Source organism: Streptomyces sp. NPDC059740, assembly GCF_042733155.1.
Taxonomy (GTDB): domain Bacteria; phylum Actinomycetota; class Actinomycetes; order Streptomycetales; family Streptomycetaceae; genus Streptomyces.
Genome location: NZ_JBHWGP010000004.1, coordinates 385,839 through 401,574, shown reverse-complemented (window position 1 = coordinate 401,574; position 15,736 = coordinate 385,839). Strand labels below are relative to the sequence as shown.

Below are 15,736 nucleotides of genomic sequence, written 5' to 3'. Positions count from 1 at the left end.
CGGGCCCGCACCCGCACCAGCCACTTCGCAGCACTTTGCCCCGTCGAGCTGACGCTCGACGGGGCAAAGCAGGGCCCGAATTAACCAACAGCGTCCCGCTCACGTGGCGTCGGGTCCCTGAGCGTGTGGCCGGGTCCGGCAGGGGGTGTCTCAGCGCCGCCGCGGCGCCAGGTCGGCCACCCGCCCCTGGGCGTCGCCGAGGACGGCGGCCGAGCGCAGCGGCGGGCTGCCGGGGTGGTTGCGGCGCTGCCCCGGCAGGGGGACGTCGCGGTGCGGGGCGCGGCGTGCCCTGGGGGACTGCTCGGCAGTGCCGGTGGTGGGGCCGCCGGGGGGCTGCGGCGCCGCCGGCGGTTCGGCCACGGAGACCTCCACGCCCTGGTCGGCGAGCGCCTGCAACTCGGTGGCGGCGCGGTCGTCGTGGCCGGGCGGGGCGTCGGTCACCAGGCGGGTGATGCAGTCGGTGGGGACGGTCTGGAACATGGTGTCCGTACCGAGCTTGGTGTGGTCGGCGAGGACGACCACCTCCGCCGCAGCCTGCACCAGGGCGCGGTCGACGCTGGCGGAGAGCATGTTGGAGGTGGACAGGCCGCGCTCGGCGGTCAGCCCGTTGCCGGAGAGGAAGGCCCGGGTCACCCTCAGGCCCTGGAGCGACTGCTCGGCGCCGCTGCCCACCAGGGCGTAGTTGGAACCCCGCAGGGTGCCGCCCGTCATGACGACCTCCACGCGGTTGGCGTGGGCCAGTGCCTGCGCCACCAGCAGGGAGTTGGTGACGACGGTCAGCCCGGGGACGCGGGCGAGCCGGCGGGCCAGCTCCTGCGTGGTGGTGCCCGCGCCCACGACGACGGCCTCGCCCTCCTCGACGAGTCCCGCCGCGAGGTCGGCGATCGCCGTCTTCTCGGCGGTCGCCAGGTGGGACTTCTGCGGCAGGCCGGACTCCCGCGCGAAGCCGCCGGGCAGGACGGCACCGCCGTGCCGGCGGTCGAGCAGGCCCTCGGACTCCAGCGCGCGGACGTCACGACGGACGGTGACTTCGGAGGTCTGGACGACACGGGCCAGTTCCCGGAGCGAGACCGCTCCGTTGGCGCGCACCATCTCAAGGATCAATTGACGACGTTCTGCAGCGAACACGAAACTGACAGTAACGCCAACGTCCGTCGCTTTTCAGCAGCTTGCACCGAATATCGGAAGTTGACCGCTTCTTGGCCTTCACCGTGATATAGGGATGACCACTTGGGATATGCCGGAGGCCACCCCACGGCCTCACGGTGCGTCACGGGCAGGTCGGGCCGCCCGCGGACCGGCGCGCCACACCGCGAAGACGTGTGGCGCGCGCCGGCTCGTGCGGCCCTCAGTCGCTCTCGGCGGTCTTGCGGGTGTGGAGCTGCCGGGCGACCTCCGCGATGGAGCCGGAGAGCGAGGGGTAGACCGTGAAGGCGCTGGCGATCTGCTCGACGGTGAGGTTGTTGTCGACCGCGATGGAGAGGGGGTGGATCAGCTCGCTGGCCCGGGGGGCGACCACCACGCCGCCCACCACGATGCCCGTGCCGGGGCGGCAGAACAGCTTCACGAAGCCGTCCCGGATGCCCTGCATCTTGGCGCGCGGGTTGCGCAGCAGCGGCAGCTTGACCACCCGGGCGTCTATGCGGCCGGCGTCCACGTCCGCCTGCGAGTAGCCGACGGTGGCGATCTCGGGGTCGGTGAAGACGTTGGCCGAGACCGTCTTGAGGTTCAGCGGCGCCACCGCGTCGCCGAGGGTGTGGTACATCGCGATGCGGCCCTGCATGGCGGCCACCGAGGCGAGGGCGAAGACGCCGGTGCAGTCGCCGGCCGCGTAGATGCCGGGGGCGGACGTCCGGGAGACCTTGTCGGTCCAGATGTGACCGGACTCCTTCAGCTTCACACCGGCCTCCTCCAGCCCCATGTCCGCGGTGTTCGGGATGGAGCCGACCGCCATCAGGCAGTGCGTGCCGGAGATGGTGCGGCCGTCGGAGAGCGTGACCTCCACGCGGTCGCCGACGCGCTTGGCGGAGGCGGCGCGGGAGCGGGCCATGACGTTCATGCCGCGGCGGCGGAAGACGTCCTCCAGCACGGCGGCGGCGTCCGGGTCCTCGCCGGGCAGCACCCGGTCGCGGGAGGAGACGAGCGTGACGCGGGAGCCGAGCGCCTGGTAGGCGCCGGCGAACTCGGCGCCGGTGACACCGGAACCGACGACGATGAGCTCCTCGGGCAGCTCCTCCAGGTCGTAGACCTGCGTCCAGTTCAGGATGCGCTCGCCGTCGGGCTGGGCGTCGGGGATCTCGCGGGGGTGGGCGCCGGTGGAGACCAGCACGGCGTCGGCGGTGAGGACCTGCTCGGAGCCGTCCGCGGCGCGGACCGTGACCTTGCGGGAGCCGTCCGGGGCCTGCCCCGGCTGGAGGGTGCCGCGACCGCGCATGACCCGGCCGCCGGCCCGGGTGACGGAGGCGGTGATGTCGTGCGACTGGGCCAGCGCCAGGCGCTTCACCCGGCGGTTGACCTTGCCGAGGTCCACACCGACGACGCGCGCGGGGCGCTCGTTGTAGGGGGTGTCGTCCTCGACGATGATGCCGAGCTCCTCGTAGGAGGAGTCGAAGGAGGTCATGACCTCGGCCGTGGCGATGAGGGTCTTGGACGGCACGCAGTCGGTCAGCACCGACGCACCGCCCAGCCCGTCGCAGTCGACGACGGTCACCTCCGCGCCGAGCTGCGCCGCCACGAGGGCCGCTTCGTATCCGCCGGGTCCGCCACCGATGATCACGATCCGAGTCACGCCCCCATTGTCCCGCACCCCGCCGCCGCGGCCCACGGTGGGGGCTGTCGGCCGCCGCGGGGGCGCACGTTCCACCCCCGCGCCCGCCTCCCCCGGGCGCGATCCCCCGCCTCGCCTCGCACGCCCCGCCGGAAGCCCGCGGGGCCGCTGCGGCGGTTCACCCGGTCGACGTACGCCGCTCGGGTGGTCCGCTCCGGCGGCCGGGTGGCTCGGCGGTCCGGCCGGGTCACCGCGTACCACCGTCCCGCCCGCCCAGGTGCGCCGGGACGGCGACGGCTGCGTACCCTCGGAGCCATGTCGCTCTACGCCGCGTACGCCGGCAACCTCGACGCGCGGCTGATGTCCCGCCGCGCCCCGCACTCCCCGCTGCGCGGCACCGGCTGGCTCAACGGCTGGCGGTTGACGTTCGGCGGGGAGCAGATGGGCTGGGAGGGCGCCCTCGCGACACTCGTCGAGGCCCCCCGCTCACAGGTCTTCGTCGCCCTCTACGACCTCGCGGCCATGGACGAGGAGTCCATGGACCGGTGGGAGGGCGTCGGCATGGACATCTACCGGCGCATGCGGGTGCGGGTGCACACCCTCGACGGGGACGAGGCCGCCTGGCTGTACGTCCTCAACGGCTACGAGGGCGGGCTGCCCTCGGCCCGCTACCTGGGGGAGATCGCGGACGCGGCCGAGTCGGCCGGGGCGCCCCACGACTACGTCATGGAACTGCGCAAGCGCCCCTGCTGAGCGCCGGAGGCACCGCACCGGCGGGCCGGGCGGGCCGCGGGCCGCCGCACTCCGCATCTACGCGCGTAGGCCATTTGCCGATACCCTCGTCCGCGTGAACGCAACCGCCATCGAGCACCTCGCGGACGACCCCCAGGGCGCCGCAGCCTCCGCCGCCCACCGGATCAGCGAACTGACCGGGGCCGCCTCGCACGACGTCGCCCTGGTCATGGGCTCGGGCTGGGCGCCCGCCGCCGACGCGCTGGGCACCCCCGAGCACGAGTTCCCGGTCACGATGCTGCCCGGCTTCCCCGCGCCCACGGCGGCCGGACACGGCGGGACGGTGCGCAGCCACCGCATCGGCGACAAGCGGGCGCTGGTCTTCCTCGGCCGCACCCACTTCTACGAGCGGCGCGACGTGGCCGACGTGGCCCACGGGGTCCGCACCGCGGCCGCCGCCGGCTGCCGCACGATGGTCCTCACCAACGGCTGCGGCGGGCTGCGCGAGGGCATGCGCCCGGGGCAGCCGGTGCTCATCAGCGACCACCTCAACCTGACGGCCGCCTCCCCGCTGGTGGGCGCCCGCTTCGTCGACCTCACCGACCTGTACTCGCCGCGGCTGCGGGAGCTGTGCCGGGAGATCGACCCGACGCTGGAGGAGGGGGTCTACGCCCAGTTCCCCGGCCCCCACTACGAGACCCCGGCCGAGATCCGGATGGCCCGGGTGATGGGCGCCGACCTGGTGGGCATGTCCACGGCACTGGAGGCCATCGCCGCCCGCGAGTCGGGCGCGGAGGTCCTCGGCATCTCGCTGGTGACCAACCTCGCCGCCGGCATGACCGGCCAGCCCCTCAACCACGAGGAGGTCCTCCAGGCCGGCCGGGACTCCGCCCGCCACATGGGCGACCTCCTCGCCAAGGTGCTGGGCAAGCTCTGAGCACGCGCCGACCCGGGCCGCAGGCCCGCCCCCGTCCCCGCGACCTCCCGGAAGGACACCCCGTGCAGCACGACCTCATCGCCACGGCCCGCGCCTGGCTCGCGCAGGACCCCGACCCGGAGACCCGCCGGGAGCTGTCGGCGCTGCTCGACGCGGGCGAGGAGAAGGCGCTCGCCGAACGTTTCGCCGGCACCCTGCAGTTCGGCACCGCGGGCCTGCGCGGCGAGCTGGGGGCCGGGCCGACGCGGATGAACCGGGCCGTGGTCATCCGGGCCGCGGCGGGCCTGGCCGCGTACCTGAACGAGCGGGTGCGCCCCGGCGAGGACGGTCCCGGCCTGGTCGTCATCGGCTACGACGCCCGCCACAAGAGCGCCGAGTTCGCCCGTGACACCGCCGCGGTCGTCACGGGCGCCGGGCTGCGGGCCGCCGTCCTGCCGCGTCCGCTGCCCACACCGGTGCTGGCCTTCGCCGTGCGCCACCTCGGCGCCGTCGCCGGGGTGGAGGTCACCGCGAGCCACAACCCGCCCCGCGACAACGGCTACAAGGTCTACCTGGGCGCGGGCGCCGCGCCGGAGCCGTCGGGGGCCGGCGCGCAGATCGTGCCGCCCGCGGACGAGGAGATCGCCGCGCACATCGCCGCCGTCGGCGACCTGCGCGAGGTGCCGCGCCCCGAAGAGGGCTGGGAGGTGCTGGGCGAGGAGGTGCTGCGGGCCTACCTGGAGCGCGCCGAGGGCGTGCTGACGCCGGGCTCGGCGCGTGAGGCGCAGGTGGTGTACACGCCGCTGCACGGGGTGGGCCGCGAGGTGCTGACGGCCGCGTTCGCCCGTGCCGGGTTCCCGCCGCCCACCGTGGTGGCCGAACAGGCCGAGCCCGACCCCGACTTCCCCACGGTCGCCTTCCCCAACCCGGAGGAGCCCGGGGCGATGGACCTGGCCTTCGCCACCGCCCGCAGCGTCGGCCCCGACGTGGTCATCGCCAACGACCCGGACGCCGACCGCTGCGCCGTGGCGGTGCCCGCGCCCGGGACCCCGGCCGGCTGGCGGATGCTGCGCGGCGACGAGGTGGGGGCGCTGCTCGCCGCGCACCTGGTCGCCCGGGACCGGGCGCGGGCGGAGCGCGGCGACACCTTCGCGACGACGATCGTCTCCTCCTCCGTCCTGGCCCGCATCGCGCGCGCCTCGGACCTGGCCTACGAGGAGACCCTGACCGGCTTCAAGTGGCTGGCCCGGGTGGACGGCCTGCGGTACGCCTTCGAGGAGGCGCTGGGCTACTGCGTGGACCCGGAGGGCGTGCGGGACAAGGACGGCATCACCGCGGCGCTGCTGGTCACCGAGCTGGTGGCGGAACTCAGGGTCTCCGGGCGCACCCTCGGCGACCTGCTGGACGACCTCGCCCTGGAGTTCGGCCTGCACGCCACCGACCAGCTCTCGGTACGGGTTGCGGACCTGTCGGTCATCGGCGACGCCATGCGCCGGCTGCGCGAGGGGCCGCCCGTCGAACTGGGCGGCCTGGCCGTCGAGACCGTGGAGGACCTCAGCGCGGGCGTGGCCGGACTGCCGCCCACCGACGGGCTGCGCTACCGGCTCGCCGGCTCGCAGGGCGCGGGGGTCAAGGGCGGCAGGGTGGTGGTCCGCCCCAGCGGCACCGAGCCGAAGCTCAAGTGCTACCTGGAGGTCGTCGTCCCGGTGGGCACCTCGGGGGCGCTGCCGCAGGCCCGGGCGGGCGCGGCGGAGGTGCTGGAGCGGGTGAAGCGGGACCTGGCGCGGGCCGCGGGGATCTGACGGGGACGGGCGGGCGCGTCCCGGCCGCCGGGTCCGTCCGCCCCGGGGAGCGCCGGCCTCACACCGCGAACAGGACCACCAGCGCCACGGCCCCCACCACGCACGGCGCGATGATCTCCCAGGCCCAGCGCACCTGCACGGGCCCCTGGGCGGACTCCCGGGAGCCGTGGCTCTCGCGCAGTTCGCGCAGTTCGTCCAGGGCGCGGTCGGCGGTGGCGCGGGGCGGCCCGTCGTCGGTGGCCGCGGGGCCCGGTGCGGAGCCGAAGGGCGACCGGCCGCCGCCGGCGCCGGCCGAGCGGCGGGCGGCCTGGCGGTTGGCGCGCTTGCGCTGCCGCAGCGAGACCGGGATGGACCAGAGCTGGTACTTGCCGTCGGCGGTGAAGACCTCGCTGGAGAACGCGGCCCGCAGGTCCTCGACGGCCCCCCACGGCAGCACCACGGTGCGGAAGGGGTTGCGCACGGTCAGGCGGTCCTCGCCGGCGCGCACCACGGGCCGCAGCGTGTACGCCGTCACCAGCGGCACCAGGAAGACCAGCCCGGCCAGTGCCAGCAGCCGGGTGTGGGCGACGCCGTTGACCAGCGCGTCGATCCCCAGCCACAGGGCGAGCAACAGCAGCAGCACCCCGCTGACCAGTGAGGCGGGCGAGCGGTAGGTGCGTTCCGCGTAGCCCTGGCCGGTGGACTCGTCCTGGCGGTTCATGCTGCCGATTGTGCCTGACCGTCCGGATGACGGACGTTGCGGTACGGCATCATTCGCCGCACCCCGCGGACGCGGGCCGTCCCAGGGCTTCCGGCGCGGGGCCCACCCGGCCCGCCCGGCCGGGCCCCGCACGCCCCAACCCGGCCTTTTCGCCCTCTTGTCGAGTCGCTACGCGCGTAGATATGCTCCGCTGGTGACCATGCCCTCCACGCCCTCCCGTGCCCTCGCCGAGGCGGCCGACGTGACCGCGTCGGACAGCGCGCTGCGCCGGTTCCTGCACGGCCTGCCCGGGGTGGACGCCGTCGGACTGCACGACCGCGCCGCCCAGCTCGCCACCCGCTCCGTGAAGACGACGGCGAAGGCCCACGCCCTCGACCTCGCCGTCTCGATGATCGACCTGACGACGCTGGAGGGCGCCGACACGCCGGGGAAGGTCCGCGCGCTCTGCGCCAAGGCCGCCCGCCCCGACCCCACCGACCGCACCGCACCGCAGGCTGCCGCCGTCTGTGTCTACCCCGACATGGTCGCCACCGCCCGCGGGGCGCTCGCCGAGGCGGGGGCCCCGGGCGTCCTGGTGGCGTCCGTGGCCACCGCCTTCCCCTCCGGGCGGGCGGCGCTGGAGGTCAAGCTCGCCGACGTGCGGGCCGCGGTGGCCGCCGGGGCCGACGAGATCGACATGGTCATCGACCGAGGTGCCTTCCTCGGCGGCCGCTACCTCCAGGTGCTGGAGGAGATCCGCCAGGTCAAGGAGGCGTGCCGGCGGCCGGAGGGCGACGCCGGCCGGCCCGACCCGCACCTGAAGGTCATCTTCGAGACCGGCGAACTGCAGACCTACGACAACGTGCGGCGTGCGTCCTGGCTCGCGATGCTGGCCGGCGCGGACTTCATCAAGACCTCCACCGGCAAGGTCGCGGTCAACGCCACTCCCCCGGTGACCCTGCTGATGCTCCAGGCGGTGCGCGACTTCCGTGCGGCCACCGGCGTCCAGGTGGGGGTGAAGCCCGCCGGCGGCATCCGTACCGCCAAGGACGCGGTGAAGTACCTGGTGATGGTGGCCGAGACGGTGGGCGAGGACTGGCTCACCCCGCGCTGGTTCCGCTTCGGCGCCTCCAGCCTCCTGGGCGACCTGCTGATGCAGCGGCACAAGCTGGCGACCGGGGCCTACTCCGGGCCCGACTACGTGACGGTGGACTGACGTGCCCGAACCCGCAGCCGACCCCCACCGGACCGGCGCCGGCCCCGCCGCGCCGCCCCCCGACCCGCACCCCTCCCGCACGCCCAGCGAGGCACCCATGACCTTCGCGTACGCCCCCGCGCCCGAGTCGCGCTCGGTCGTCGACATCGCCCCGTCCTACGGCCTGTTCATCGACGGCGAGTTCGCCGACGCCGCCGACGGACGTGTCTTCAAGACGCTCTCGCCCGCCACCGAGGAGGTGCTCTCCGAGGTCGCCCAGGGCGGCGAGGCCGACGTGGACCGGGCGGTGGCCGCGGCCCGCGCCGCCTTCCCCGGCTGGTCGGGCCTGCCGGGCGCCGAGCGCGCCAAGTACCTGTTCCGCATCGCCCGGATCATCCAGGAGCGCTCGCGGGAGCTGGCGGTGCTGGAGACGCTGGACAACGGCAAGCCGATCCGCGAGTCGCGTGACGCCGACCTGCCGCTGGTGGCGGCGCACTTCTTCTACTACGCCGGGTGGGCCGACAAGCTCCGGCACGCCGGCTTCGGACCCGACCCGCGGCCGCTGGGCGTGGCGGGCCAGGTCATCCCGTGGAACTTCCCGCTGCTGATGCTGGCCTGGAAGGTGGCGCCGGCGCTGGCCACCGGCAACACCGTGGTGCTCAAGCCCGCCGAGACGACGCCGCTGAGCGCCCTGTTCTTCGCGGACGTCTGCCGCCAGGCGGGCCTGCCGCGGGGCGTGGTCAACATCGTCACCGGTGACGGTTCGACGGGCGCGGCGCTGGTGGCCCACCCCGGCGTGGACAAGGTCGCGTTCACCGGCTCCACGGAGGTGGGCCGGGCCATCGCCCGCACGGTGGCCGGGACGCGCAAGAAGCTCACGCTGGAGCTGGGCGGCAAGGCGGCGAACATCGTCTTCGACGACGCCCCGCTGGACCAGGCGGTCGAGGGCGTGGTGCGCGGCATCTTCTTCAATCAGGGCCACGTGTGCTGCGCCGGGTCCCGGCTGCTGGTGCAGGAGTCGGTGCAGGAGGAGCTGCTGGACGCGCTGCGGCGGCGGATGGCGACGCTGCGGGTGGGCGACCCGATGGACAAGAACACCGACGTCGGCGCCGTCAACTCCGCCGAGCAGCTGGCCCGCATCACCGCGCTGGCCGAGGCGGGCGAGGCCGAGGGCGCGGAGCGGTGGAGCGCGCCGTGCGAACTTCCCGGGCAGGGCTACTGGTTCGCGCCGACGCTGTTCACCGGCGTCACCCAGGCCCACCGCATCGCCCGGGAGGAGATCTTCGGCCCGGTGCTGTCGGTCCTCACCTTCCGCACCCCGCAGGAGGCGGTGGAGAAGGCCAACAACACGCCCTACGGTCTGTCCGCCGGCATCTGGACGGAGAAAGGTTCGCGCATCCTGTGGATGGCGAACCGGCTGCGGGCCGGCGTGATCTGGTCCAACACCTTCAACAACTTCGACCCGACCTCGCCGTTCGGCGGTTACAAGGAGTCGGGCTTCGGCCGCGAGGGCGGCCGCCACGGCCTGGAGGCGTACCTCGATGTCTGAGAACCGCAAGGCCCGCCGCGAGGCCGCCGCACCCGCCGCCCCGCAGCGGACACCGGGCGGCGGCCGGCCCGGCGCGGGCGCCGGCTCGGCCTCCCGACTCGCCGTCCGCAAGACCTACAAGCTGTACGTCGGGGGGAAGTTCCCCCGGTCCGAGAGTGGGCGGGTGTACGAGGTGACCGACGCCGAGGGCCACTGGCTGGCCAACCCGCCGCGCGCCTCCCGCAAGGACGCCCGCGACGCGGTCGTCGCCGCCCGCAAGGCGTTCGCCGGCTGGTCGGGGGCCACCGCCTACAACCGGGGCCAGGTCCTCTACCGCCTCGCGGAGATGCTGGAGGGCCGGCGGGAGCAGTTCACGACGGAGGTCGCCGAGGCCGAGGGGCTCACGCAGGGCGCGGCGGCGGCGCAGGTGGACGCGGCGGTGGACCGTCTGGTCTGGTACGCGGGCTGGTCGGACAAGATCGCGCAGGTCGCCGGCGCCACGAACCCGGTGGCCGGCCCGTACCTCAACCTCTCCACGCCCGAGCCGACCGGTGTGGTGGCGGTGGCGGCCCCGGCGGAGCCCTCGCTGCTGGGGCTGGTCTCCGTGCTGGCCCCGGTGGTGGTCACCGGCAACACCGCGGTGGTCGTCCTCAGCGAGCCGGCACCGCTGCCCGGCCTGTCCTTCGGCGAGGTCCTGGCCACCTCGGACGTGCCGGGCGGGGTGGTCAACCTGCTCTCCGGCTCGCCCGCGGAGCTGCTGGCCCCGCTGGCCTCCCACCGCGACGTCAACGCGCTGGACCTGACGGGCGTCGCCGACCCGGCCGCGGCGACGTCCCTGGAGGAGGCCGCCGCGGACAACCTCAAGCGGGTGCGGCGTCCCGAGGACGTCGACTGGGCCGCGGACCAGGGGACCGGGCGCATGCTGGCCTTCCTGGAGACGAAGACCGTCTGGCACCCGATGGGGGTGTGAGCCGGGTCCGGGCGCGGACCCTCGCGCCCGGACGCCGTCCCTCACTTCCCGCCCAGCAGCCCTCCGGCCTCGTGGACGACCGGCAGGTCGGCCAGGCCGCCGCCGCGGGTCAGCGGGTCGGTGACGAGCCTGGTGCCCACCGGCTTGAAGTCGGCGACGCGGGTGCCGACGGAGTTGGTCAGCGGGTCGGTCGTGGTGCCGGCCAGCGGGTCCAGCCGGAGCTTGGTGATCGGCCCCACCCCTTCCCGTGCCGCCGTGGTGACGGTGTCGCCGAGCACCCCGAGGGGCCCGCTGACGGTGCGGGTGGGCGAGTTGAGCGGGGTCTTCGCGACGGCTCCGGCGACGGTGCCGGGGTCCGCCGCCCGGGTCACCGCGCCGGCGAGGTCGGCCGCCGCGGCGGCGCCCACCCCGGCGGCGAGCGCGGTGCCGGCCACCGAGAGCGCCACCGAGGCGCGCAGGAGGGTACGCGGCAGCCGGGGGTGACGGGGACGACGAGCGGGGAGGGCCATGGCGGGTCCACCTTCGGTGCGGTACGGAACGTGACGGAACGACAACACAGCGTATGACACGGTCGGGAAGGCTTCCACCATGCACGCCGCGACGGGGGTGCGAGGCCCCGAACTCCCGCCCGGTGGGCGACAATGGCTCCCCGTGAAGCCTGAGCCCGCCGGCCGGTCCGGTCACTTCGAGCCCCTCGCCCTCGTCGACACCGCGCGGGACGCTCTCCCCGCCACCGCCGGACGGACCGGGGGCACCGACGGAGGGCAGGAATCCCCCGCCGTCCGCGTCCTCCTGCTGACCGGGCCCTCGGGGGTGGGCAAGTCCTCCCTCGCACTGGGTTCGGGCCTGCCGGTCGTGGCGCTCGACGACTTCTACAAGGAGGGGAGGGACCCGACCCTCCCCCAACTCCCCAACGGCGGCGGCCCGGACTGGGACTCGCCGCTGTCCTGGGACGCCGGGGCGGCGCTCGCCGCACTGGACGCCCTCTGCCGCACCGGACGCACCGCCGTGCCGGTCTACGACTTCGCCCGCAACGCCCGGACCGGCACGGCCACGATCGACCGGGCGGGAGCGCCGGCCGTCGTCGCCGAGGGCATCTTCGCGGCGGACCTGCTCGCCGCCTGCCGGGCGCAGGGACTGCTCGCCGACGCCCTGTGCCTGTGCGGCAGCCCCCTGACGACGTTCCGCCGACGCCTGGTGCGGGACCTCCGCGAGGGGCGCAAGCCACCGCTGTACCTGGTGCGCCGGGGGCTGCGGCTGCTGCGCGGCGAGCGCGCGGTGGTGGCCCGGCAGACGGCGCTGGGCGCCCTGGCCTGCTCCGGGCAGGAGGTGGTGTCCCGTCTGGCCGCCGCGGCCGGCCCCGCCGCGGTCCCCGGGCAGCGCAGCCGCTGACCGCCCCCGCGCCGGGCCCCCGGTGACTGCCGTGCGGTCGCACGACGGCGGCGCGGGAAGGGTCCCCCGACCCTTCCCGCGCCGCCGTCACCCCCGTGACCCCGCCCGGCCCGCGACCGTCGGCCGCGTCCCCCTTCCGCGGCTCAGGCCACCAGTTCCTCGAAGCACCGTCCCTGGTCGTGGCCGGAGGCGAGCACCTGGTCCTCCCGCAGCCGGCGCAGGGTGCGCCAGATGCTGGACTTGACGGTGCCCACGCTGATGCCCAGCGTCTCGGCGATCTCGGGGTCGGTGCGGCCCTCGTAGTAGCGCAGCACCAGCATGGTCCGCTGCTGCTCGGGGAGGCGGGCGAGCGCCTGCCACAGGACGGTGCGCAGTTCGGTGCCGCGCATCGCGTCGGTGTCGCCGGCCGCCTCGGGCAGTTCCTCGGTCGGGTACTCGTTCAGCTTGCGGCGGCGCCAGGCGCTGATGTGCAGGTTGGTCATGGTGCGCCGCAGGTAACCGCCCACGGCCCCTTTGTCGCTGATGCGGTGCCAGGCGCGGTAGGTGGAGAACAGCGCGCTCTGCAGCAGGTCCTCGGCCTCGTACCGGTCGCCGGTCAGGTGGTAGGCGGCGGCGTAGAGGGAGGCGCGGCGCTCCCGGACGTAGGCGGTGAAGGCCGCCTCGGTGTCCTCGGTGTGCTGCGTCGCCGGGGCGGGCGCCATCCCCTCCGCGGCGCCCGGCCCGGCCTGCTGCTGCACCACGGGAGTCGTCGCCTGCTCGGCGGCGCCCCGGACGAGTTCGGCTATCACCGTGTCCGCGGCGGTCCCGTAGGTGGCCCGGTGGTGGCTGCGGCCGCGGGCCGCACCCCGGTGGAAGGCCGCCGCGCCGGACTCGACGCGGGTACCGCAGGTGTTGCGGCCGATGTCGTGCAGGCGCGTGACCACCGCGCCGGCGGTCTTCGAGTGCGGGGTGTCCATCTCACGCCTCCCGTCGGTTGAGCCCGGATTCCTCGGTGCCGGGGCGGTGTTCCCGGCCCGACGCCATGAACTCTGCCGAACCAGTTTCATCGCGCTGTCCTCCGACTGTCACAGAGCTGTCACAGGGCGGGTGAGCCCTGCCACACGGCCCGGTGACAGCGGGTGACGCCGGCCGGGAACTCCTCAGGTCAGGGATGGGTGGGGGCGTCGGCGGGCCGGGGCCGCGGACGACCGGAGCGAGGGACGGGGGCTTCACCGCGGGGGCACCGGCGGCCGGAGAACACCACGTCACCGGCCATGTCACCGCCCCCGCAGCCGCCGGCCCCGGCCTGCGGACCCCCGCCGGTCGATTCCCCCCGGGCCCATGGGCCAGAATGACCGACGTGCCTTTCCTGTTGCTGATCGAGGACGACGACGCCATCCGCACGGCTCTCGAACTCTCGCTGTCGCGCCAGGGTCACCGTGTGGTGACCGCCGCCAGCGGTGAGGACGGCCTGCAGCTGCTGCGTGAGCAGCGTCCGGACCTGATCGTTCTGGACGTCATGCTGCCCGGCATCGACGGCTTCGAGGTGTGCAGACGGATCAGACGCACCGACCAGCTGCCGATCATCCTGCTCACCGCGCGCAACGACGACATCGACGTGGTGGTCGGGCTGGAGTCGGGCGCGGACGACTACGTCGTCAAGCCGGTGCAGGGCCGGGTGCTGGACGCCCGCATCCGGGCCGTGCTGCGGCGCGGCGAGCGGGAGACCACCGACTCGGCGTCCTTCGGCTCGCTGCTGATCGACCGCTCGGCGATGACGGTCACCAAGAACGGCGAGGACCTCCAGCTCACACCGACCGAGCTGCGGCTCCTGCTGGAGCTGAGCCGCCGCCCCGGGCAGGCCCTGTCCCGGCAGCAACTGCTGCGCCTGGTCTGGGAACACGACTACCTGGGCGACTCCCGGCTGGTGGACGCCTGCGTGCAGCGGTTGCGGGCCAAGGTCGAGGACGTGCCCTCCTCGCCGAAGCTGATCCGCACGGTCCGCGGCGTCGGCTACCGGCTGGACGCCCCGCAGTGACCTCACGCACCCCCGGGCGCACCCTGCGCCGGACGGCCGGCCTGCTGCGGTGGACGAGCCTGCGGCTGCGCCTGGTCTTCGTCTTCGCGCTGGTCGCCCTCACGGCCGCGGTCTGTGCCTCCGGCATCGCCTACTGGCTCAACCGCAACGCCGTCCTGGACCGCACCCAGGAGGCCGTGCTCTCCGACTTCCGCGAGTCCCTGCGCGACAACGCCCGGGCGCTGCCCGCCCAGCCGCGGTGCGACGAACTCCAGGCCACCGCGCGTCAGATGGCGGCCGGTCCGCAGAACTACACGGTGCTGCTGCTGGGCGGCCGGGAGGCGGGTTCCAGCTGTGCCGCCACCAGCGACCCCGACCTGCTGACGGTGGCGACCGTGCCGGCGTCGCTGCGGCGGGCGGTGGACCGGCGCCGGACCGTCGACGCCGCCAATCCCGCCGCCTACCACCTGTACTGGCAGCGGGTCGAGATACACGGCACCCCGTACCTGGTCGCCGGCGCGAAGCTGGTCGGCGGCGGGCCCACGGGGTACCTCGCGAAGTCGCTGGCCACCGAGCGGCAGGACCTCAACTCGCTGGCCTGGTCGCTGGCGATCGCCACCGCGGTCGCCCTCGTCGGTTCGGCGCTGCTCGCCCAGGCCGCGGCCAGCACCGTCCTGCGTCCCGTGCAGCGGCTGGGGCATGCGGCCCGCAAGCTGGGCGAGGGCAAGCTCGACACCCGGCTGCGGGTCACCGGCACCGACGAACTCGCCGACCTCTCGCGCACCTTCAACCGGACCGCCGAGCGCCTGCAGCAGCGGGTGGAGGAGTTGAGCGGCCGTGAGGCGGCCTCCCGCCGCTTCGTCGCCGACATGTCGCACGAGCTGCGCACCCCGCTGACGGCGATCACCGCCGTCACCGAGGTCCTGGAGGAGGAGGCGGACTCCCTGGACCCGATGATCGCGCCGGCCGTGCAGCTCGTCGTCAGCGAGACCCGGCGGCTGAACAACCTCGTCGAGAACCTCATGGAGGTCACCCGCTTCGACGCCGGCACCGCCCGTCTGGTGCTCGACGACGTCGACGTCGCCGACCAGGTCACCGCCTGCATCGACGCCCGTGCCTGGCTGGACGCCGTGGAGCTGGACGCCGAGCGCGGCATCCTGGCGCGTCTGGACCCGCGCCGCCTGGACGTCATCCTCGCCAACCTCATCGGCAACGCCCTCAAGCACGGCGGGTCGCCGGTGTCGGTCTCGGTGCGGACGGTGCCGGAGGCGGAGGCCGCGGGCGCGACCGCGGTGGGTGCGGACGAGGGCGCGGGCACCGGCCCGCGGGCCGGCCACGCGAACGGCCGGCCCGGCACCGGCCGGCCCGGCACCGGCCGGGCCGGTGCCGACGGCGGCGAGTTCGACGGTGACGAGCCGGGGCCGCCCTGCGGCGAGCTGCTGATCCGCGTGCGCGACCACGGTCCGGGCATCCCGGAGGAGGTGCTGCCGCACGTCTTCGACCGCTTCTACAAGGCCAGCGCTTCCCGGCCGCGTTCCGACGGCAGCGGCCTCGGGCTCTCCATCGCCATGGAGAACGCCCACATCCACGGTGGGCAGATCACCGCGGCCAACTCACCCGAGGGCGGCGCCGTCTTCACGCTCCGGCTGCCGCGGGACGCCTCCCATCTGGCGGCCGAGCCGGACGGCCGGACCCAGGACGCACCGTCCACCGGCGACACCGAGGGGGAAGCGTGACGCGCCCGGCACGAACCGGAGGA

Annotated in this window: 14 protein-coding genes; 9 read left to right on the top strand and 5 right to left on the bottom strand. The window is 74.8% G+C overall.

What is annotated here, in order from left to right:
* Positions 1 to 150: 150 nt before the first annotated feature.
* Both ACFV3R_RS08355 and ACFV3R_RS08350 read right to left on the bottom strand, forming a co-directional pair.
* Positions 151 to 1,092, bottom strand: a complete 942-nt coding sequence (locus tag ACFV3R_RS08355; RefSeq protein WP_385577543.1) for a DeoR/GlpR family DNA-binding transcription regulator — start codon at positions 1,090 to 1,092, stop codon at positions 151 to 153.
* A 256-nt stretch (positions 1,093 to 1,348) separates the two neighbouring features.
* A complete protein-coding gene (locus ACFV3R_RS08350) occupies positions 1,349 to 2,788 on the bottom strand; it encodes an NAD(P)H-quinone dehydrogenase (RefSeq protein WP_385577465.1) in 1,440 nt (479 codons plus the stop codon).
* Positions 2,789 to 3,082: 294 nt separating this feature from the next.
* On the opposite strand from ACFV3R_RS08350, the gene ACFV3R_RS08345 reads away from it, so the two are divergent.
* The 3 genes from ACFV3R_RS08345 to ACFV3R_RS08335 all read left to right on the top strand — a co-directional run bounded on the left by ACFV3R_RS08345 (position 3,083) and on the right by ACFV3R_RS08335 (position 6,217).
* Positions 3,083 to 3,520, top strand: coding sequence for a gamma-glutamylcyclotransferase (locus ACFV3R_RS08345; RefSeq protein ID WP_385577462.1), 438 nt, complete (start codon positions 3,083 to 3,085; stop codon positions 3,518 to 3,520).
* 94 nt (positions 3,521 to 3,614) lie between these two features.
* Positions 3,615 to 4,436, top strand: coding sequence for a purine-nucleoside phosphorylase (locus tag ACFV3R_RS08340; RefSeq protein WP_385577459.1), 822 nt, complete (start codon positions 3,615 to 3,617; stop codon positions 4,434 to 4,436).
* A gap of 62 nt (positions 4,437 to 4,498) precedes the next feature.
* Positions 4,499 to 6,217 (top strand): phospho-sugar mutase, encoded by a 1,719-nt coding sequence (locus tag ACFV3R_RS08335; protein ID WP_385577456.1) that lies wholly within the window; start codon positions 4,499 to 4,501, stop codon positions 6,215 to 6,217.
* Positions 6,218 to 6,275: 58 nt separating this feature from the next.
* On the opposite strand, the gene ACFV3R_RS08330 is transcribed toward ACFV3R_RS08335, so the two are convergent.
* A complete protein-coding gene (locus ACFV3R_RS08330; RefSeq protein ID WP_385577453.1) occupies positions 6,276 to 6,917 on the bottom strand; it encodes a PH domain-containing protein in 642 nt (213 codons plus the stop codon).
* A 199-nt stretch (positions 6,918 to 7,116) separates the two neighbouring features.
* Here ACFV3R_RS08330 and deoC point away from each other — a divergent pair, with 199 nt between their 5' ends.
* From deoC to ACFV3R_RS08315, 3 genes are all read left to right on the top strand, one after another.
* Positions 7,117 to 8,112 (top strand): deoxyribose-phosphate aldolase, encoded by a 996-nt coding sequence (gene deoC / locus ACFV3R_RS08325; protein ID WP_385577540.1) that lies wholly within the window; start codon positions 7,117 to 7,119, stop codon positions 8,110 to 8,112.
* Positions 8,113 to 8,209: 97 nt separating this feature from the next.
* Positions 8,210 to 9,640: an aldehyde dehydrogenase family protein gene (locus ACFV3R_RS08320; protein WP_385577537.1), complete on the top strand. Its 1,431-nt coding sequence runs from the start codon at positions 8,210 to 8,212 to the stop codon at positions 9,638 to 9,640.
* The gene (locus ACFV3R_RS08315) at positions 9,633 to 10,589 is read left to right on the top strand and encodes an aldehyde dehydrogenase family protein (protein WP_385577450.1); all 957 of its coding nucleotides are present in this window, start codon (positions 9,633 to 9,635) and stop codon (positions 10,587 to 10,589) included. Before ACFV3R_RS08320 ends, ACFV3R_RS08315 begins: the two co-directional genes overlap by 8 nt.
* Before the next feature lie 41 nt (positions 10,590 to 10,630).
* Here the strand turns inward: ACFV3R_RS08315 and ACFV3R_RS08310 are convergent, their stop codons facing one another.
* Positions 10,631 to 11,098 carry a hypothetical protein gene (locus ACFV3R_RS08310; RefSeq protein WP_385577447.1) on the bottom strand — a complete coding sequence of 156 codons (468 nt, stop codon included), beginning with the start codon at positions 11,096 to 11,098 and terminating at the stop codon, positions 10,631 to 10,633.
* A gap of 283 nt (positions 11,099 to 11,381) precedes the next feature.
* Here ACFV3R_RS08310 and ACFV3R_RS08305 point away from each other — a divergent pair, with 283 nt between their 5' ends.
* Positions 11,382 to 11,981 carry an ATP-binding protein gene (locus ACFV3R_RS08305; protein ID WP_385577534.1) on the top strand — a complete coding sequence of 200 codons (600 nt, stop codon included), beginning with the start codon at positions 11,382 to 11,384 and terminating at the stop codon, positions 11,979 to 11,981.
* 143 nt (positions 11,982 to 12,124) lie between these two features.
* Here ACFV3R_RS08305 and ACFV3R_RS08300 read toward each other — a convergent pair whose 3' ends face one another.
* Positions 12,125 to 12,937, bottom strand: a complete 813-nt coding sequence (locus ACFV3R_RS08300; protein WP_385577444.1) for a SigE family RNA polymerase sigma factor — start codon at positions 12,935 to 12,937, stop codon at positions 12,125 to 12,127.
* Between the two features lie 383 nt (positions 12,938 to 13,320).
* Between ACFV3R_RS08300 and afsQ1 the strand changes: the two genes are divergently transcribed.
* The gene (gene afsQ1 / locus ACFV3R_RS08295) at positions 13,321 to 13,998 is read left to right on the top strand and encodes a two-component system response regulator AfsQ1 (protein ID WP_385577531.1); all 678 of its coding nucleotides are present in this window, start codon (positions 13,321 to 13,323) and stop codon (positions 13,996 to 13,998) included.
* Positions 13,896 to 15,713 (top strand): ATP-binding protein, encoded by a 1,818-nt coding sequence (locus ACFV3R_RS08290; protein WP_385577528.1) that lies wholly within the window; start codon positions 13,896 to 13,898, stop codon positions 15,711 to 15,713. Before afsQ1 ends, ACFV3R_RS08290 begins: the two co-directional genes overlap by 103 nt.
* Positions 15,714 to 15,736 lie beyond the last annotated feature (23 nt).